Source organism: Hoeflea algicola, from assembly GCF_026619415.1.
Classification (GTDB): domain Bacteria; phylum Pseudomonadota; class Alphaproteobacteria; order Rhizobiales; family Rhizobiaceae; genus Hoeflea; species Hoeflea algicola.
In genome coordinates this window covers 809,616-827,226 of sequence record NZ_JAOVZR010000001.1, presented here as the reverse complement: position 1 = coordinate 827,226, position 17,611 = coordinate 809,616, and the positions used below count along the sequence as shown (strand labels likewise).

Annotated in this window: 19 protein-coding genes and 1 tRNA gene; 7 read left to right on the top strand and 13 right to left on the bottom strand. The window is 58.8% G+C overall.

Annotation, left to right across the window (positions count from 1 at the left end):
* Nucleotides 1–7 precede the first annotated feature (7 nt).
* The 6 genes from OEG84_RS04135 (at nucleotide 8) to maiA (ending at nucleotide 4,645) form a co-directional block, all read left to right on the top strand.
* Nucleotides 8–958 (top strand): MBL fold metallo-hydrolase, encoded by a 951-nt coding sequence (locus OEG84_RS04135; RefSeq protein ID WP_267652562.1) that lies wholly within the window; start codon nucleotides 8–10, stop codon nucleotides 956–958.
* Nucleotides 955–1,479, top strand: a complete 525-nt coding sequence (locus OEG84_RS04130; RefSeq protein ID WP_267652561.1) for a DinB family protein — start codon at nucleotides 955–957, stop codon at nucleotides 1,477–1,479. Before OEG84_RS04135 ends, OEG84_RS04130 begins: the two co-directional genes overlap by 4 nt.
* A gap of 139 nt (nucleotides 1,480–1,618) precedes the next feature.
* Complete coding sequence (locus tag OEG84_RS04125; RefSeq protein ID WP_267652560.1) at nucleotides 1,619–3,232, top strand: FAD-dependent oxidoreductase; 1,614 nt, start codon at nucleotides 1,619–1,621, stop codon at nucleotides 3,230–3,232.
* Nucleotides 3,229–3,423 carry a DUF2783 domain-containing protein gene (locus OEG84_RS04120; protein ID WP_267652559.1) on the top strand — a complete coding sequence of 65 codons (195 nt, stop codon included), beginning with the start codon at nucleotides 3,229–3,231 and terminating at the stop codon, nucleotides 3,421–3,423. Before OEG84_RS04125 ends, OEG84_RS04120 begins: the two co-directional genes overlap by 4 nt.
* A gap of 33 nt (nucleotides 3,424–3,456) precedes the next feature.
* Nucleotides 3,457–3,999 carry a VOC family protein gene (locus tag OEG84_RS04115; protein WP_267652558.1) on the top strand — a complete coding sequence of 181 codons (543 nt, stop codon included), beginning with the start codon at nucleotides 3,457–3,459 and terminating at the stop codon, nucleotides 3,997–3,999.
* 10 nt (nucleotides 4,000–4,009) lie between these two features.
* On the top strand, nucleotides 4,010–4,645 hold the full coding sequence (gene maiA, locus OEG84_RS04110) for a maleylacetoacetate isomerase (RefSeq protein WP_267652557.1): 636 nt from the start codon (nucleotides 4,010–4,012) through the stop codon (nucleotides 4,643–4,645).
* 68 nt (nucleotides 4,646–4,713) lie between these two features.
* On the opposite strand, the gene arsB is transcribed toward maiA, so the two are convergent.
* The 12 genes from arsB to OEG84_RS04050 form a co-directional block, all read right to left on the bottom strand.
* Complete coding sequence (gene arsB / locus OEG84_RS04105; protein WP_267652556.1) at nucleotides 4,714–5,784, bottom strand: ACR3 family arsenite efflux transporter; 1,071 nt, start codon at nucleotides 5,782–5,784, stop codon at nucleotides 4,714–4,716.
* The gene (locus tag OEG84_RS04100) at nucleotides 5,785–6,294 is read right to left on the bottom strand and encodes an arsenate reductase ArsC (RefSeq protein WP_267652555.1); all 510 of its coding nucleotides are present in this window, start codon (nucleotides 6,292–6,294) and stop codon (nucleotides 5,785–5,787) included.
* Nucleotides 6,295–6,583: 289 nt separating this feature from the next.
* Nucleotides 6,584–7,171: an NAD(P)H-dependent oxidoreductase gene (locus OEG84_RS04095; RefSeq protein ID WP_267652554.1), complete on the bottom strand. Its 588-nt coding sequence runs from the start codon at nucleotides 7,169–7,171 to the stop codon at nucleotides 6,584–6,586.
* A 72-nt stretch (nucleotides 7,172–7,243) separates the two neighbouring features.
* Nucleotides 7,244–7,603, bottom strand: coding sequence for a hypothetical protein (locus OEG84_RS04090; protein WP_267652553.1), 360 nt, complete (start codon nucleotides 7,601–7,603; stop codon nucleotides 7,244–7,246).
* 336 nt (nucleotides 7,604–7,939) lie between these two features.
* Complete coding sequence (locus OEG84_RS04085) at nucleotides 7,940–8,872, bottom strand: LysR family transcriptional regulator (protein WP_267652552.1); 933 nt, start codon at nucleotides 8,870–8,872, stop codon at nucleotides 7,940–7,942.
* Between the two features lie 165 nt (nucleotides 8,873–9,037).
* A complete protein-coding gene (locus tag OEG84_RS04080) occupies nucleotides 9,038–10,234 on the bottom strand; it encodes a CaiB/BaiF CoA transferase family protein (protein WP_267652551.1) in 1,197 nt (398 codons plus the stop codon).
* Between the two features lie 47 nt (nucleotides 10,235–10,281).
* Complete coding sequence (locus OEG84_RS04075) at nucleotides 10,282–11,211, bottom strand: hydroxymethylglutaryl-CoA lyase (RefSeq protein WP_267652550.1); 930 nt, start codon at nucleotides 11,209–11,211, stop codon at nucleotides 10,282–10,284.
* Between the two features lie 3 nt (nucleotides 11,212–11,214).
* A complete protein-coding gene (panB, locus tag OEG84_RS04070; protein ID WP_267652549.1) occupies nucleotides 11,215–12,039 on the bottom strand; it encodes a 3-methyl-2-oxobutanoate hydroxymethyltransferase in 825 nt (274 codons plus the stop codon).
* Between the two features lie 255 nt (nucleotides 12,040–12,294).
* Entirely contained in the window at nucleotides 12,295–13,566 is a 1,272-nt protein-coding gene (locus OEG84_RS04065) for a TRAP transporter large permease (protein ID WP_267652548.1), read from the bottom strand.
* Nucleotides 13,567–14,073 carry a TRAP transporter small permease gene (locus OEG84_RS04060; protein ID WP_267652547.1) on the bottom strand — a complete coding sequence of 169 codons (507 nt, stop codon included), beginning with the start codon at nucleotides 14,071–14,073 and terminating at the stop codon, nucleotides 13,567–13,569.
* 66 nt (nucleotides 14,074–14,139) lie between these two features.
* On the bottom strand, nucleotides 14,140–15,153 hold the full coding sequence (locus OEG84_RS04055; RefSeq protein ID WP_267652546.1) for a TRAP transporter substrate-binding protein: 1,014 nt from the start codon (nucleotides 15,151–15,153) through the stop codon (nucleotides 14,140–14,142).
* 285 nt (nucleotides 15,154–15,438) lie between these two features.
* Nucleotides 15,439–15,514, bottom strand: a tRNA-Lys gene (locus OEG84_RS04050).
* A gap of 336 nt (nucleotides 15,515–15,850) precedes the next feature.
* On the opposite strand from OEG84_RS04050, the gene OEG84_RS04045 reads away from it, so the two are divergent.
* Nucleotides 15,851–16,600: a cytochrome c biogenesis CcdA family protein gene (locus OEG84_RS04045; RefSeq protein ID WP_267652545.1), complete on the top strand. Its 750-nt coding sequence runs from the start codon at nucleotides 15,851–15,853 to the stop codon at nucleotides 16,598–16,600.
* 22 nt (nucleotides 16,601–16,622) lie between these two features.
* Here OEG84_RS04045 and OEG84_RS04040 read toward each other — a convergent pair whose 3' ends face one another.
* Nucleotides 16,623–17,552: a DMT family transporter gene (locus OEG84_RS04040; protein ID WP_267652544.1), complete on the bottom strand. Its 930-nt coding sequence runs from the start codon at nucleotides 17,550–17,552 to the stop codon at nucleotides 16,623–16,625.
* Between the last annotated feature and the right edge of the window lie 59 nt (nucleotides 17,553–17,611).

The window sequence follows — 17,611 nt, the reverse complement described above, 5'->3', positions numbered from 1 at the left end:
ACAAACGATGAGCAAGAAATTCGCATCCGCCGGCGATATGGCGGAAAAGAACATCTCGTTTACAGAGATCGGCCGCGATCTGTGGGCATTCACCGCCGAGGGCGATCCCAATTCAGGCGTCATCATCGGCGATGACAGCGTCATGGTAATTGAGGCTCAGGCGACGCCGCGATTGGCAAACAAGGTGATCGAAAAGATTCGAACGGTCACGGACAAGTCGATCACCCATCTGGCGCTGACACATTACCATGCAGTCCGGGTGCTTGGCGCTTCGGCCTACGGTGCGGGGCAGGTGATCATGAGCGAGAAGGCGCGCTCGATGGTGGCCGAGCGCGGACAGGAAGACTGGGATTCGGAATTCGGCCGCTTCCCTCGGCTGTTCCAGGGCCATGAATCGATTCCCGGGCTGACTTGGCCAACAACCACGTTCAACAACCGGATGTCGGTCTATCTCGGCAAGCGCCGGGTTGATCTGATGTTTCTGGGTCGGGCTCATACGGCGGGCGACATCGTTGCCTATGTGCCGGATGCCAATGTGATGTTTACTGGCGACATCGTCGAATATCACTCGGCGTGTTATTGCGGCGATGGTCATTTCCATGACTGGCCGGGCACGCTCGAGAAGATCCGCGGCTTTGATGTTGATGCGATTGCGCCCGGCCGTGGCGACGCGCTGACCGGCAAGCAGATGGTCAATGCAGCGCTCGATTCGACCGGCGATTTCGTCCGCTCCACCTACCGGCCGGTGGCACAGGTGGCGTTGCGTGGCGGCTCGCTGAAGGAAGCCTGGGATGCGGCTCGGGCGGAATGCGATCCGAAATTTTCCGATTACGCGATCTACGAGCATTGCCTGCCGTTCAATGTGGCACGAGCCTATGACGAGGCGCAGGATATCGACACGCCGCGAATCTGGACTGCAGAACGTGACCGGCAGATGTGGGAGCAATTGCAGGGATGAACCGGTCTGCCTGGCCCTATCTGCAGATGGCGCTCAACAACGCCTGGGCCAATGCGACGCTTTACAGGGCGCTGTCGGGGCTTGATGCTCCGGCATTTGCCGCCGAACGGCCAGGCTTCTTTCCATCGTTCTCTGCGACGCTCAATCATGTTTGCGAGGTGGACCTGTTCTATCTCGATGCACTTGAACAGGGGGGACGTGGTCGGAGTGTGTTTGGCATAGGGGCAATTGCTGAGCCGGTCGCTCTTGCGACGGTGCAGGCTGAGGCGGACCGGCGACTGATTGCGTTTTGCCGGGCCCTCGACGGACAACTGCTTGCGCAATCGCGCTCGACAGACCGCCCCGAGGGCCCGGTTGAGGAACGTATTGACGCGCTGTTGCTGCACTTATTCCAGCACCAGATCCATCATCGCGGCCAGGCGCATGTGCAAGTCCAGCACGCCGGTATTGCGCCGCCGCAACTCGACGAGTTCCATCTGGAATTTGAGCGCGCCCCGTCAGCGCAGGCCTACCGGATGTGAGCTTGCACCCGAAGTTGGTCGCGGGTAATGGTATTTGTCTTGATAGTTACATTTGCAACAAATAATTTGAAATGGAGGAGCGCGACGCCTGAGGTCATTGTTCAGCGAACAGGCCGCGGGAGAAGCGGGAAGGGAGATCATGGGCAGGATATTCGAACAGGCGCTGTACCCCTATAGCCGCTCGGCAGATCAGGATGCAGCGACGCCAGCACGCCACACGGTGGTTGTTGTCGGCGCCGGGCCAATCGGGCTGGCAGCAGCGATTGATCTAGCGATGCAGGATGTGCCGGTTGTTGTGCTTGACGAGAACGACAAGGTGAGCTGGGGATCACGCGCCATCTGCTTTGCCAAGCGGCCGCTGGAAATTCTCGATCGGCTGGGCTGCGGCGATCCGATGGTCGAAAAGGGTGTGATCTGGAACCTCGGCAAGGTCTATTTCGACGAACGCCAGGTTTTCGGCTTCAATCTGCTGCCCGAACAGGGCCACAAGCGGCCCGCCTTTATCAACCTGCCGCAATACAGTTTCGAGCAGTTTCTGGTCGAACGGGTGCGGGCGCTTGAGGCCGAGGGCAAGCCGATAGAGCTGCGTGGCGGCAGCAAGGTGCTGGATGTGGTGAGTCACGACGATGGCGTCGATCTGACAATTGGCACGCCCGACGGGCCCTATCAGCTTTGCGCCGACTGGGTGATTGCCTGCGACGGGGCTGCTTCACCGATCCGCACCATGATGGGGCTGGATTTCGTTGGCCGGGCATTCGAGGACAATTTTCTGATTGCCGATGTGGTGATGGAGGCTGATTTTCCGACCGAGCGCTGGTTCTGGTTTGACCCGCCGTTCAACCGCGGGCAATCAGCGTTGTTGCACAAGCAACCCGACAACATCTGGCGCATCGATTTCCAGCTCGGCTGGGATATAGACCGGGATGCTGAACTCAAGCCCGAAAACATCGACCGGCGTCTGAGGGCGATGCTTGGCGAGGAGATCCGATATGAACTCGAATGGAGTTCGATCTACTCATTCCAGTGCCGGCGGATGGATCGATTTCACGAGGGTAGGGTGGTCTTTGCAGGCGATTCCGCGCACCAGGTGTCGCCGTTCGGCGCACGCGGCGCCAATTCGGGCCTGCAGGATACCGACAACCTTGCCTGGAAACTCAAGCTGATCATTGATGGTAAGGCACCGGTTACGCTACTCGACAGTTATGATGCCGAACGGATTGCCGGCGCCAACGAGAACATTCTCAATTCCTCACGTTCGACCGATTTCATCACCCCGAAATCGGAGATCAGCCGGATCTTTCGCGATGCGGTGCTGGATCTGTCGGAGCGCTACGAAGCAACCCGACCGATGGTCAATTCCGGCCGGTTGTCGGTTCCCTGCACCTATGACGGCTCGCCGCTCAATGGCCCTGATTGCGCCGACATGCCGGCACGCACACGGCCCGGCTCGCCGATGTGCGACGCACCGGTTCCCGGCGGCTGGCTACTCGACCGGATGGGGAGCGGGTTCTATCTGCTGGCGATCGATCTCGAGGTGCCGGATGGACTGGAGATCGACGGCATTCCGGTCACTGCAATCAAGCTGACGACCAGCGGAGATGAAGAAGGCTATCTGCGGCAGCGCTATCTCGGCGATGCCTTGGCCGGGGCCTATCTGGTGCGACCTGACCAGCATGTTGCAGCGCGCTGGGATCATTTTGACGAGAACGCAGTCACTGCGGCGCTTCTTAAGGCAATCGGGAGGCAATCATGAGCGCGCTCAACACCAAGGCCAACATCAGCACACCGGATGAGTTTTATGCCGAACTGCTGGCGGCACATGAGGGACTTTCAAAGCCTGAGAGCGATGCATTCAACGCGCGGCTGATTTTGCTTCTGGCCAATCATATCGGCGACCGCACGGTGCTGTCGCAAGCGCTCCGGGCGGCGGCGCTAAAGGACTGACGCCCTGTCGTTTTTGAAAGAGGAGGAGATGGCATGAAAATCGAACACATTCATCACGTGGCTTATCGCTGTCGTGACGCCAAGGAAACGGTCAACTGGTATGTCGACAATCTGAACATGGATTTTGTGCTGGCGATTGCCGAGGATTCGGTGCCGTCTACCCATGAGCCCGATCCCTACATGCATATATTTCTCGATGCCGGGCAGGGCAATGTGCTGGCATTTTTCGAACTGCCGACAAAACCGGAAATGGGCCGTGATCCCAACACACCTGTGTGGGTGCAGCATATCGCCTTCAAGGTGAAGGACCGCGACACGCTGATAGCCTACCGCGACAAGCTCGAAGCTAACGGCGTCGAGGTGCTGGGCATTACTGACCACTCGATCTTCCATTCGATCTATTTCTTCGATCCCAATGGTCATCGCGTTGAGCTCGCTTGTCCGGATACGGAAGAGGATGATATGCTCAAGAGACTGGACGCGGTGAAGTGGGACATGCTCGAAGAGTGGTCCAAGACCAAACGCGCGCCAAAGCATGCTGACTGGCTGCACGCCAAGGAACTAGCCAAGGCCTGAGGGGTGCATCATGGCAATGCCCGTACTTTATGATTATTGGCGTTCTTCAGCGAGTTATCGCGTCCGCATTGCGCTCAATCTGGCGGGCATTGCCCATGAAACCGTGGTCGTCAACCTGCTGAGCGGCGACCACAAGGCTGCTCAAAACCTTGAACGCAATCCGATGGGTGCGGTGCCAACACTGGCGATTGACGGGCTGGTGCTGACCCAGTCGTTGGCAATCATCGAATACCTGATTGAAACCCGCGGGGTTTCTTTGCTGCCGGATGATCCCGCCGCTCGCGCGCGGGTGCGGGCGCTGGCGCATGTGATCGCCATGGATATTCACCCCGTGTGCAATCTCTCGGTGGTCAAACGCGTGATGGATCTGAGCGGTGACGGCGACAAGGTCCGCGCCGAGTGGATGCAGCATTTTATCGGCCAGGGCCTGAGGGCGTTTGAAAGCCTGCTTGATCATCCGGCCAGCGGTACATTCTGCCATGGTGACCAGCCGGGGCTGGCTGATATTTGTCTCATTCCGCAGCTCTACAACGCCGATCGCTGGGACGTGGATATCTCCGGGCTGAAGCGGATACAGGCGATCCGCAAGGCCTGCGATCAATTGCCGGCCTTTGCCATGGCGCATCCTGACAAGAACAATTTCTGATCTGTCTCAGGCGGTGTGTCGCGCGGCTGATGAGCCGCACGACACTTAGAGGGCAGCATTGCATCACCTCAACCCGGGAAATGCGCCCGGGTTCGGTTGGCGAAGGCCACCAGCGAGAGCATGACCGGGACCTCCACCAGCACACCCACCACGGTGGTCAGGGCGGCGCCGGAATTGAGGCCGAACAAGCCGATGGCGACGGCGACAGCGAGCTCGAAGAAGTTTGACGTGCCGATCAGCGCACAGGGGGCAGCAATCCGGAATGGGACCTTCATGACCCAAGCGGCGGCATAGGCGACGGCGAAAATGCCGTAGGATTGCAGTAGCAACGGCACGGCGATCAAGGCAATCAGCAGCGGCTGTGACAGGATGATAGTGCCCTGGAAGCCGAACAGCAGCACCACGGTTGCCAGCAGGCCGATGATCGAAACCGGCTTTAACGCTGCGGTAAACTCGGCCACCGCGTCCGTCGAGTTGCTGCGCGCCTCCAGGACTTTTCTGGTCACGATGCCGGCAATCAGTGGCACCACGACGTATAGAACCACACTGAGGACAAGCGTATCCCACGGCACCGGAATATCGGTAACGCCAAGCAGCAGCGCGACAATCGGCGCATAGGCGAAGATCATGATTAGATCGTTGACGCTGACTTGAACCAGTGTGTAGTTGGCGTCGCCACGGGTTAGCTGCGACCAGACAAAGACCATGGCGGTGCAGGGCGCGGCGCCCAGCAGGATCAACCCGGCGATGTAGGAATCGGCGTCTGCCGGGTTGATCAGGCCGGCAAACAGATATTTGAAAAACAGCACGCCGAGGGCTGCCATCGTGAACGGCTTGATCAGCCAGTTGACGACCAGGGTGATCACCAGGCCCTTGGGCTGGTCGGCGACATGGCGGATGCTGCCGAAATCCACCGATATCATCATCGGATAGACCATGGCCCAGATCAGTACGGCGACGACCAGATTGACGTGGGCATACTCAAAGGCTGCGAGCGCACTGAAAATAACCGGCCAAGCCTGTCCCAGAACGATCCCAAGAGCAATTGACAGCGCCACCCACAGCGACAGCCATTTTTCAAAAACACCGATGCCGCCGGGTTCCGGCTTGTGGATAACGCTATCGCTTTGTGCGGTCATTTAGGAGGCTGCCTCATGTTTGCTGCCGATGTCGGTGAGTCGTTTCTGCAGTGATAACCGGTCGATGCTGTCGAGCGGAAGCGCTGTGAATGCGGCAATTCTGGAATTAAGCATCCGAAATGCCTCGGAAAACGCCAGAGAAACTTCCGTGTCGGTACCTTCAATTGAAGCCGGATCGGGGATGCCCCAATGGGCTGTCATCGGTTGGCCGGGCCAGACTGGGCAGGTTTCGCCAGCCGCGTCATCGCAGACGGTAAACACGAAGTCCATTTGCGGCGCTTTAGCGGTTGCGAATTCTTCCCAGCCTTTGGAGTGGGCGAAAGAAGTATCGAAATTCATGCGGTTGAGCAGCGCTATCGCCATCGGGTGGACTTTGCCTTTGGGATGCGATCCAGCTGAATAGGCGTGGAACCGTCCCTGGTCGAGCTTGTTCATGAGTGCCTCGGCAAGAATCGAGCGGGCGGAGTTGCCCGTGCAGAGAAACAAGACATTGTAAGTGCGATTTGGCATGGAATTCTCCCGTCAGGATCAAACCGGCTTTGGCGATGAAAGGGCGCCGGCGTGCGGATGTTTGTGGCGGCTTACATAGAACTGGGCAGAAAAGGGGGTTTGGTATTTTTTGTTTCTACATATCATGAATAATTGATAAATATGAAATGTCAACTTCCCGAACATAAAAGTTCTCCACTTTCGCCACGATCGGATGGTGGGTGAGGGTAACCGTGATGTGTCGTTCCATCCGGATCAGCCGGTTACAGGCGCGGGTGATGTTTTGCGGGCCGATCCGGCCTACCTTTGATCAGAAACGGGCCAGGCGCTTTTCGATCATGCGCAGGAAGCCGGCACGTTTTTCCGGGGTCGAATTATCGATCTGGTAAAGCGCCAGAAACAACCGCCGGCATTTTCGGGCGCACAGCGCGCGTATACCGCGCAGGATTGTGCGTTTGCCGGGCTGGCCGACAAACCATATCCACCAACGGGGTGCGCCATAGGTGGTAATGACGCCAAGCGATTTTACGTTCGTCATCAACGGCTCGACAGGGCCGGGCGCATCGGGGATGCGGAACGCCAGGTCCGGGGTCCAGACCCGGTCGAGCCATCCCTTCAGCATCGCCGGCATTCCGTACCACCATGTGGGGTAGATAAACAGGATGGCGTCTGCCGCTTTCAACCGCCCTGCGTGGACGGGTACGGGGTGGTCGGCCATTGTCATCTGGTTGTAGCGACGATGCTCGTCTGCTGGCATCGCCGGATCGAAACCCTCGGCATAGAGATCCAGAAGATCGACCTGATGGCCAGCCCTGGCCAACGCCGCAACAGCCTTGTCGCGCAATGCCGCGCAAAAGCTATCGGGCACTGGATGGCAATAGACCACAAGGCAACGCATCGGATCTCCTTGCGCGAATGACACCGCAGCGAACCTCGTTTAGCGGTCAGACTGCGCGGGGTTACTCGCCAATCAATTTTTCGGAATCGTCTTGATGCGTGCAACCTTGTCGACCACATCGGCAGTCAGCAATGTTTTGAACTTGACGTTGAGTGTGTACTCACCCTGGCTTCGCACCACGCCGTGCACTTTAGACCCGAGGCCCGGGATGATGATGTAAACATCTTCGGCTCTGGCCGGGAAATAGTCTGACGTGATCAGGCAGCCGTCTTCGCTGAGATTGACCATCCAGGATGGTACCGCAGTTCGTGTATCTGTGTATGGGCGTCCGACATGGGCGATGATCGGACAATTGGTGTCGCGGCGGAAATATACCCGGCGAGCTTGCTCGAACTCGCCAAGGCGCGTCAGTGCATATTTTTTTGGCTGCATTGTTCAGCCCTCGCAAGCCTAAATCAATCTGACCTTATTATGTCCCACACCAACCGCTAAGAAACGGTTGACGAAGGGCGGCGGTGCGGAAGGTTTCCACATTTTAGAGTTTTGCCGCCGGAGCGCCATCGACATGGCAAAACGGTTGCTGCGTCGCAGTCCATAACATGGCGGAGTCGGGCACAGCCCTTTGGTCGGTGCTTTGGACTTAACCGGCCCGAAAACCTGGGTGAAAGCGGGGGCAGTCCAAACCGGACGCGCCTCGATATCGACGATCCTGCTGGACGTCAGGCTATCAGGGCGAAACCGCCAACTTCCGCAGCGTATGTTGAGCGGTCAGGTCGCGAGCGGGGCCGGGATATCGACATCGGTGTCGCGTTGCGACATGGCGTTGATCCACTCGAAGAATGTCCGCGCCGGTCCGGCGATTTCCTCTCCGCTGCGAACAGCTATCGAGATTTCCCGGCTTGCCCATTCCTCTGCAATCGGGATCGCGCGGATCGGCAGCATCCGGGTATAGGGAGCCACAAATTGTTCGGGCAGAACCGCAATACCGAGATTGTTGGCGACCATGGTGCGGGCGATTTCGTTGGTGCTGGCCATATAGCTGTAACTGAACCCCGAATTGGCCATGCCGCCAACCTTCCGGAGCAGCCGGGTTAGTGAACTGGTTTCGCTGACGCCGATGATCTGGAATTCGAGCATCTGCGAAAACCGCACGCTTTCAAGTTCAGCTAGAGCATGGGTGTTTGACACCGCGAGCACCAGTTTGTCGCTGCGGTAGGGAAAGGTCTTTACGCCCTCGGGTAACCGCATGGTGTTGGACAAAAAGCCGATATCGGTCGAGCCGTTGGCGACATGCTGGAGAATGTCGGGGGTCAACTGTTCCTGAAGGTCGATGGCGACGTTGGGATGGGTGTCGAGAAATTCGCCGATATGGCGTGCCAGACCGTTGACCAGCGCCGATCCGTTGGCGCTGATCACCACCCGACCGATGTCGCCGGCCTTGAGCTTTTCCATGTCTGAACACATCATATCGAGCGCGGCAAAGGTTTCGCGGGTGTGGGTCGCCAGCAATCGGCCTGCCTCGGTGATTTCCACGCCGCGTGAGTGACGCGTGAAAAGCTGTTGACCGAATTCGAGCTCGAGTTCGGAAATACGCCGACTGACCGCCGAAATGGACAGGTTGAGATTATCCGATGCAGCGCGAATGCTCTCGGTATCGACGACGGTCAAAAATGCCTTCAGGCTGACAAAGTCAATGTTCATGGGAGCTTTTCTGATCACGGATCATGGCGGTGGCTGAGATGGGGGGAACCTAGCCGCCGCCGCGATGCTCCGCAAGGCTGCTGTGGGGCAAGGTCTGACCGCATGGCTGGAGGCCAGACACCGTCAGCACGACGAGCTCTGAAACATCGGGCTCAAGGTGCGTGTTCACTCCTGGCGCAACACGCCCTGTTTTGCGAATGCGTCGATCTCGGCCTGGCTGAAGCCGGCTTCGCTCAGCACCTGGCTGCTGTGTTGGCCTAGTGTCGGCGCCGCATACCGGACTTCGCACGCATCCTGGCTGAACTTCATCGGGAACCCCAGCATCTGCACGGGGCCGCGGTCGCCGTGATCGACCTCGATCATCATGTCGCGATGCCTGATCTGGGGATCCTCGAATACTTCCGGGACAGACAGGATGGGTCCCACCGGAACGCCGGCCTTGTTGAGGCGCTCGATCCAGTGTGCGCTGGGAGCCGACTTGAAGATCGGCGCCAAGATATCGCGGAGCGCACCCCGATTGGTGAGCCGGTCGGCATTGGTGAGGAACCGCGGATCGCTGTGCAAATGCTGCAAATCCATCGCGGCAAGCAATTTGGCGTAGACACCGTCATTGCTGGGCGCCACGGCAATAGGGTTATTCGCCGTCTCAAACACGCCATAGGGGGCTACCAACGGGTGATCATTTCCACTGCGGACTGGGGACCTGCCGACCGCCAGATGATCGGACGCCATGTAGCTCAGCAGGCTGACCATGCTGTCGGTAAGGCTGATGTCTACATTCTGAACTCCCGAGGGCGCGTCGCCAGGACCGGGGCGTCCCACCAGTCGCGAGACCACTCCCAAGGCACCATAGAGGCCCGCCACCAGATCGCTGATCGGCAGCCCGGAGCGAATAGGGGGCTCGTCTTCAACACCATTGACGCTCATGAAACCGCTGAGCGCCTGTGCGATGAAATCGAAGGCCGGCCGTTGCGCATAGGGGCCGCTGGCGCCAAAACCGCTGATGTTGCAGACGATCAGATTTGGATTCATTTGTTCCAGTTCGGGCTTGGAAAGGCCCATCTTGTCGAGCACGCCCGGTCGAAAATTCTCGACCAGAACATCAGCACTGCGGATGATCTGCTTGAGAATGGTCTTGCCTTCATCGCTGTAGAGATCGAGAGCGACGGAACGCTTGTTGCGGTTGTAGGCAGCGAAATACCAGCTGAACCCGTTCACCTTGGCGCCCTGATTGCGCAACGGGTCGCCGCCGATGGTCTCGATCTTGATGACATCCGCACCCAGATCGGCGAGAAGCTGGGTGCAAAACGGACCGGAGATTATGCGTGTCAGGTCGACAACCCTAATTCCGTTGAGGCTCATGCTTTTCTCCGTAATTATCCGGCTGCGGGCTGCGCGGACGGGTTGGGTCAGCCGGACGCACGAACCGCGGCATTCAGATCATAAAGGGTTCCGACCGGTTCGGAGCGTAACAAACGCGCGGGAAGTGGGCGGCCGAGCTTGGTTTCAATCGACTTGCCGACCGCAATCAGCGCTGACAGATCGATACCGGTCGACAGGCCTTCCAGATGCAGGAGATGCACCAGATCCTCGGTCGAAATGTTGCCTGAGGCGCCGGGTGCAAAGGGGCAACCGCCGAGACCGCCGATGGCGCTTTCATAGCGGCTGACACCAGCTTCCAGACCGGCCATGACGTTGGCGAGCCCCATGCCGCGGGTGTCGTGAAAATGCAAAATAAGCTGCATGTCCGGCAATTCGGCGTTGAGGCTCGTTACCAACTCCCGAACCCGCCGCGGTGACGCGGAGCCGATGGTGTCGCCGAGCTTGAGAACCCGTACTCCCATGGCGTGATAGGCTTTTGCGAGCTTGAGCACCTGGGCGGTTCCAACCTGTCCCTCGAACGGGCAGTCATAGGCCACAGCCACCGAACCATAGAGTTCTGCGCCAGCCGATTTCGCCAGCTCTACGAGCGGTTTGATGCGCTCCAGTGCGGTATCGACATTGGCGTTGGAATTGGCCAGCGAGTGGCTCTCACTGGCGGAGGCGAAAGCCACCCAGACATTGACATTTGTGGCCGTGGCTCGCGCAGCGCCGCGTTCGTTGGGAACCAGCGCCTCGAGCACTAACCCGTCTGCAGGATTGATCCCGGCGATCACCGCCTCGGCGTCGGCAAGTTGCGGCACGGCCCTGGGCGAGACAAACGAGGTGGCTTCCAGCCTGCGCAAGCCGACGGCGATGAGGCGGTTGCCAAGATCAACCTTGTCGGCGGTTGCAAAGAACGGCTTTTCACTCTGCAGGCCGTCACGCAGTCCGACTTCAGTGATCTCAATGCGGTCCATTAATCACCCCTTGGGTCGGCCAAAGACATGATCGGCAGACGGAAACTGCCGGGTGCGTACTTCGGCCGCAAAAGTCTCGATGGCTTCGCGAATGGTCGGCATCACCTGTGCATAGCGCTTGACGAATTTGGGTTTGAAATCCTCGAACAGGCCGATGACGTCATCGACCACCAGGATTTGTCCATCGCAATCCACCGAGGCGCCGATGCCGATGGTGGGGATCGACATCACCTGGTTGATCTTTTCCGAGGCTGATTCAACCACGCCTTCGACCACCAGTGCGAAGCAACCGGCATTTTCCATTGATTTGGCCGCGGCGATCAGTTCCTGGACGGCGACTTCGTCCTTGCCCTGGGTCTTGAAGCCTCCCATCGTGTTAATCGATTGCGGCGTCAGTCCGATATGGCCCATTACCGGCACGCCGCGTGCCGACAGGAAGGCCACGGTCTCGGCCATTTCGATGCCACCTTCGAGCTTGACCGCGTCACATCCCGTTTCCCGCAGTATCCGGGCGGCGCTCATGAAAGCCTGCTCGGGGCTTGCCTGATAGTCGCCAAACGGCAGATCGACCACGACGCAGGCATGGCTGGTGGCACGCACCACGGCCCTGCCATGACGGATCATGGTGTCGAGATCGACGCCCACCGTGGAGTCTTCTCCGTAGATCGTCATAGCCAGCGAATCGCCAACCAGAATGAAATCGACAATCGCGTCCATCGCCTTGGCCATCGAGGCGGTATAGGCGGTCAGGCCGACGATAGGTTCGCCGCCTTTGCGGGCGCGAATATGCTGGGAGGTGATCTTCTTGGATGTCGTATGGACGCTCACGATGGTCTCACTTTGCTTGCGTAAACAGCCGGACCGGACTTCCGGTCACCTGCACAGACGCCGCGCTTGGGAGGATAGCGGCGACATGTGCAGGCAAACCGTTGGGACCGTTCCGAAGCCGGTTGCAGACATTGTTCCAAGCTGGAACCGGTGCTGCAGCGGCCTGATTGAAACTCGGATATAGCCGACGAGATCGGCAAGTCTCGATTGGTGAATGCTGTGTCCCGTCTGGTCGAATGCTTCAACCCACCGGGATTAGCCAAACGGGATGAACAGCACGATCTGCGGAAACAGGTAGATCAGGTAGACCGTCAGCAGCATGATCGCCAGGAACGGCAGCACGCCCTTGGTGACCTCACCAAGACTGGCCTTGCCGACCGCCTGTATTACGAACAGGTTGAGCCCCACCGGCGGGGTGATCAGCGCGATCTCGATCATCAGCATGAACACTATTCCGAACCAGATCGGGTCGATGCCCATGCTCAGGAGCGCGGGGAACAGCACCGGCACCACGATCAGCAGCATCGACAGCGATTCGAGGAAGAAGCCGAGAATCAGCAGCGCGATGCAGACAACGAAGATGAAGGAGCCGACCTGGTCGAAATTGTCGATGATCAGTCCGGAGATCTCGTGGGGGATCCGGTACAGCGTAATTGCCTTGGCAAAGATCTTGGCGCCGGCGACAATGAGAAAGATTGTCACGGTGGTCCGCATCGATCCGATCACTGCTTCGCCGAAAAGTTTCCAGGTCAGCGTGCGCAGCATCAGCGCGGTGATGATGATGGCGAGCACGAAACCGACGCCGGCGGCCTCGGTCGGGGTGAATACACCACCATAGAGACCGATGAAGATGATCAGCGCCAGGCCTACACTGGGCAAGGCCCGGATGCTGGCTTGCTTGCGTTCATCCCAGCTTGCCTTGGGCAGCGGATCGAAAGCCTTGGTGTAAGCCGCGTAGAGCATGGAAAAGCCGATGAAAAGTGCGGCTAGCAACAGCCCCGGAGCCACACCGGCCAGAAACAGCGAAACAATGCTTTGTTCGGTGAGCACGCCATAAACGATCAGCGGTACCGATGGCGGGATCAGGATGCCGAGCGTGCCGCCGGCAGCAAGCAGTCCGAGTACGAACGGGCGCTGGTAGCCGCGCGACGTCATTTCCGGGATCGCCACGGTGGCAATCGTCGCCGCGGTGGCAATCGAACTGCCGGAGATCGCGGCAAAGATGGCGCAGGAAATAACGGTCGCCACGGCCAGTCCGCCGGGCCAATGCCCGACCCAGCTTTGAACGGCCGCAAACAGGTCACGGCCGACGCCACCCTTGAGCAGGATGTTGGACATCAGCAGAAACAACGGCACCGCCAGCAGGATGAAGGAATCGACTGAACTGTAGAGTGCCTGGGTGACGATGATCGGGTTGAGACCATCAAGGATGATCAGCACCGCGCCCATGCCGCCAAGGGCAAAAGCGATGGGTATGCCGATCAGCAGGACACCAAACAGCGAAAGGATGATCAGGAACGCGGTCATCTAGATGGTATCTTCCCAATTCCGGTCGACGTTCCGGTGCGGTTGGCCGTCACGAAGCAAAGCTCTCGCCTCGATCAGGCACTGAATGAAAAGCAGTGTGAAGCCGATTGGAATGGATATTTCGGTGAGCCATTGCGGCACCGACAACATGGAGGCGGTTTTGCGACCGACTTCGATGCTCTCATTGACGGTCACCACGCCATAATAGACGGCAACGACGCTGAAGGCGGCAATCCACACCAGCGCGAGCATCTCGCTGGCCAGCCTCAAGCGTGGCGACATCCGCTCTTGCAGCACGGTGATTGAAATCAGTTCCCGCGTGTGAAGCAGGTGCGCGGCCGACATGTAGACCGCCCAGATCAGGAAGAACCGCGCCATCTCCTCGGTCCAACTGGTGGGCGCGAGGAAGACGTAACGCATAACCACTTCGTAACTGATCATCACCCCGATCGCGACGAAAAGCGCGCTGGCGACGATGGCGAAATAACCGGTGATTTTACTGAACATCGAGCGATCGCCCTGACTGGACATTAATGGCGCCGGCCCGGAAAGGCCAGCGCCAGAAACCGTACTCTACTGGAGTGCTTTCGAGGCTTCCACAACCTTGCGGCCGAGATCGCCCGAGCTTTCGATGTATTGATCGATCATCGGCGCGGACGCCTTTTTCCAGGCGGCCAGTTGATCGTCATCAAGCGTGATGACTTCCATCTTGGTCTGGTTCTTGACGAAGTCGATCGCCTCGATTTCCTTGCGGTTGACGTCGTCACGCAGGCTTTTTTCCACCTGCTTGCCTGCTTCGTCGACGATCTTCTTGTGGGCGTCGCTGAGGCCGTCCCAAACGCCCTGGTTGATCAGCACCACGAATTCCACATCGGCGTGGTTGGTGACGGTAAGGTGATCAAGCACCTCGTAGATCTTGCGCGATGTCACGCCGGCTGCCGATGACATGCCTGCATCGACAGTGCCGCGCTGATAGGCGAGGAACTGCTCGGAGCCGGAAATCAGGGCAGGTGCGCCGCCCAGCAATTCAACGAAATTGCCCAGGGTCTTGCCGAACACGCGGACCTTCATGCCCTTGAGGTCTTCGGGCATGTGAACCGGCTTGTTGCTCATGACGACAGCGCCGCCAACGGCCTGCCACCACAGCACCTTGGCGCCGGTTTCGGCAATGGCGCCATCAAGCAGGTTACGGATTTCGCTGCCCGGCGCGGTGGCCTTCTCGACGGCTTCGAGCGAGGGCAAGCTGAACGGGACATAGAAGAAATCGACTGCCGGAATGGTGCCGGCAAAACGGGTCAGCGAAGCGGTGCCCATGTCGACCGCGCCAGAGGAGACCGCCTGCGGCACTTCGCTGTCCTTGTACAATTGCGCCGAATCGTAAATTTCGACCGTGATCTCGCCGCCGGATTTCTCCTCGACGATCTTCTTGAATTCCATGAGATTGGACGTGGTCGGATGCGAGGCAGGAAGCTGTGCGGTCACCTTGAGGGTAACATCAGCGGCCCAGGACGCCGCGACGCCGGCCAGTGAAACGCCAATTGCTAATCCTGCTGCGGCCAGCAACCGTGTCGTGGTGCGAGTTCTCATATCTGTGCTCCTCCCGAGAGTCTCATAAGCATTTTGTTGATCGTCTATTGGTAGAATGGCGCACGGGCTGCGGCTATTCTCATTTGACGAACCCAGCGTCTCTTTTTGGAGAGCGAAGGGAGATGGACCGCGCCAAACTGTGGGGCAGGGGCACCACGAACCACTCGTACTACACCGCACCTGTGAGAACAACGGCTCGCGGTGTCCGGACAATGCGCGGGATTGTGCGCCTGATGTAAATGCTATTGATTGGGGGCTAACACTCTGAAAACAATTTGATTTCAATGGTGAGCGCGTCGGGGTTCGAACCCGAGACCTACTGATTAAAAGTCAGTTGCTCTACCAGCTGAGCTACGCGCTCCCATGCCCTGACCGCAGTGCAATGCGACTGGCGTGAGTGGCGCGGAACATAGGCAGGCATGGGGCCATGGTCAACAGCAAAACCGTCGCGCCAAGGTGGTTTTTTTGGCGCCCGTCCAAGCGGTCTGCCAGCATCCGGAAAGAGGCAGGCAAGGTAATCGATTTCGATGCGATGTGCGCGAGGTAGTCATGACGCCGCACGCTCTAAAACGTGACTGGCGCGTTATTAATGACGGGGCTAAAGAAGGGGCCGACCAATAGCGTCGCTTCGATGCTGCTTTGCCAAACGCGGCCGATCCCGGGTCGCCATCTGTCTTGAACGAGGATCCAGCCCGTCGTGACCATTGCCGACATCCCGCTTCTCACCGTTCTGCTTGCCGGTGCGTTATCGTTTCTTTCGCCCTGCGTGCTGCCGCTGGTGCCGCCCTATCTGTGCTACATGGCAGGCGTTTCGGTCGAGGATTTTCGCGGTGCAGGCGCCAATGCCCGGATCTCCGAGACCCGGCGTGCGGTGTTTTATGCGTCGCTGTTCTTCACGCTCGGCTTTGCCACCGTGTTCGTGGCGCTGGGCGCCGGCGCGTCATCGATCGGTGGTATCCTGCGTCAAAACATCGAGTTGCTGGCGCAAATTGGCGGCGTCATCATCATTATTATGGGACTGCATTTCCTGGGCTTGTTCCGGATTGGCTTTCTAGCGCGGGAAGCGCGGTTCTCAGGTGGCGGCAAACCCGCAACCCTGTCGGGCGCCTATGTCATGGGGTTGGCTTTTGCCTTTGGCTGGACCCCGTGCATCGGCCCGGTACTTGGCGCAGTGCTGGGCGTGGCGGCATCCCGCGACACGGTCAGTTCAGGCGCGCTGCTGCTGGCAGCCTATTCGGTCGGGCTGGCGGTGCCGTTCTGGATCGCGGCGCTGTTTTCCGAACGGTTCATGCGGTTCGCGCACAAATTCCGCAAGCATCTCGGCACGGTTGAGAAAATCACCGGCGGGTTGTTGGTGGTGACCGGCATCCTGTTTCTGACCGGCGGCATGGCGACCATGTCTTACTGGATGCTCGAGACTTTTCCGGCGCTTGGGCGAATCGGCTGAGCCCGGCGACACTTGGCAGACCTCAGCGGCGACCACCGGGTGCCGTGGCCAACACCAGCCCGCCGAGCACGGTGGCGATGCCAACCGCGTGATAGGTATGGAACGGTTCACCCAGAACCAGCACAGCGAGGCCAACGCCATAGACCGGCAGCAGGTACATGAACACGCTGGCGGTCGAGGCGCCGAGGCGGGCGACACCATACTGAAACCCCGAAAACGCCAGCAGCGATGAAAACAGCACGATGCCGGCGATGCTGCCCCAGGCCGAGATGGTGACGGGCATATGCGCGCCGCTCTGCCATTCCCAGAAGGCGAACGGAGCCAGTAGCAGCGCTCCAGCGACGGTAATCGTTCCAAACAGAGCAGATACCGGGAGACCATCGGTTCGACGCCCCTTGAGCAAAACCGAATAGAGCGCCCAGGAGAAGGCGGCGGCAATGAACATGAGGTCGCCGTCGTTGGCGGAGAAACTGGCAAGCCCGATCAGATCTCCCTTGAGCACGATGATGGCCACGCCCAGAAAGCCGACGATGATTCCCAGCAATTCGCGCCAGCGGGTGGCGCGGCCGAAAAACAGCCTTTCAAGCACGATCACCATCAACGGCGAGGTGGTGTAGATCAGCGTGCCATTGGTGGCCGTGGTAAATTGCAGCGCATAATAGACACCCGCACCACAAACCCACATCCCGAGAAAACCCATCGTCAGCCAATGCACAGGCTCGTTGGCGAGATAGACGCGGACCCGGTCGCGTGCCATCCAGACGAACGGCGCCAATACCATCGCCGCAGCGCTCCAGCGCAAAAATGCCAGCGTGAATGGCGCCACCTGGGAAATCGCCGCGCGGCCGAAAATCAGGTTTGATGAAAAGAACAACGGGGTGAGAATCATCACCGTCAGCGGAAAATACCGTGTGATGAAAGAATTTCGTGTCTGTGTCATTGCAGTGGTCATGGTGCTTGCATATCAGGACAGTGTATTGGGGAAAGAGAATTTTTCCTGTTGCGATGCTA

Excerpts from the sequence above, each read along its gene's own strand:
- OEG84_RS04120 (WP_267652559.1), top strand. The coding sequence starts at position 3,229 with ATGAGCGCGCTCAACACCAAGGCCAACATCAGCACACCGGATGAGTTT.
- arsB (WP_267652556.1), bottom strand. The coding sequence starts at position 5,784 with ATGACCGCACAAAGCGATAGCGTTATCCACAAGCCGGAACCCGGCGGC.
- OEG84_RS04065 (WP_267652548.1), bottom strand. The coding sequence starts at position 13,566 with ATGACCGCGTTCCTGATCATCCTTTCGCTGTTTGGTGTCCTGCTGATC.
- OEG84_RS04075 (WP_267652550.1), bottom strand. The coding sequence starts at position 11,211 with ATGGACCGCATTGAGATCACTGAAGTCGGACTGCGTGACGGCCTGCAG.
- OEG84_RS04080 (WP_267652551.1), bottom strand. The coding sequence starts at position 10,234 with ATGAGCCTCAACGGAATTAGGGTTGTCGACCTGACACGCATAATCTCC.
- maiA (WP_267652557.1), top strand. The coding sequence starts at position 4,010 with ATGGCAATGCCCGTACTTTATGATTATTGGCGTTCTTCAGCGAGTTAT.
- OEG84_RS04125 (WP_267652560.1), top strand. The coding sequence starts at position 1,619 with ATGGGCAGGATATTCGAACAGGCGCTGTACCCCTATAGCCGCTCGGCA.
- OEG84_RS04115 (WP_267652558.1), top strand. The coding sequence starts at position 3,457 with ATGAAAATCGAACACATTCATCACGTGGCTTATCGCTGTCGTGACGCC.
- OEG84_RS04095 (WP_267652554.1), bottom strand. The coding sequence starts at position 7,171 with ATGCGTTGCCTTGTGGTCTATTGCCATCCAGTGCCCGATAGCTTTTGC.
- OEG84_RS04100 (WP_267652555.1), bottom strand. The coding sequence starts at position 6,294 with ATGCCAAATCGCACTTACAATGTCTTGTTTCTCTGCACGGGCAACTCC.
- OEG84_RS04060 (WP_267652547.1), bottom strand. The coding sequence starts at position 14,073 with ATGTTCAGTAAAATCACCGGTTATTTCGCCATCGTCGCCAGCGCGCTT.
- OEG84_RS04135 (WP_267652562.1), top strand. The coding sequence starts at position 8 with ATGAGCAAGAAATTCGCATCCGCCGGCGATATGGCGGAAAAGAACATC.
- OEG84_RS04090 (WP_267652553.1), bottom strand. The coding sequence starts at position 7,603 with ATGCAGCCAAAAAAATATGCACTGACGCGCCTTGGCGAGTTCGAGCAA.
- OEG84_RS04130 (WP_267652561.1), top strand. The coding sequence starts at position 955 with ATGAACCGGTCTGCCTGGCCCTATCTGCAGATGGCGCTCAACAACGCC.
- OEG84_RS04055 (WP_267652546.1), bottom strand. The coding sequence starts at position 15,153 with ATGAGAACTCGCACCACGACACGGTTGCTGGCCGCAGCAGGATTAGCA.
- OEG84_RS04040 (WP_267652544.1), bottom strand. The coding sequence starts at position 17,552 with ATGACCACTGCAATGACACAGACACGAAATTCTTTCATCACACGGTAT.
- OEG84_RS04085 (WP_267652552.1), bottom strand. The coding sequence starts at position 8,872 with ATGAACATTGACTTTGTCAGCCTGAAGGCATTTTTGACCGTCGTCGAT.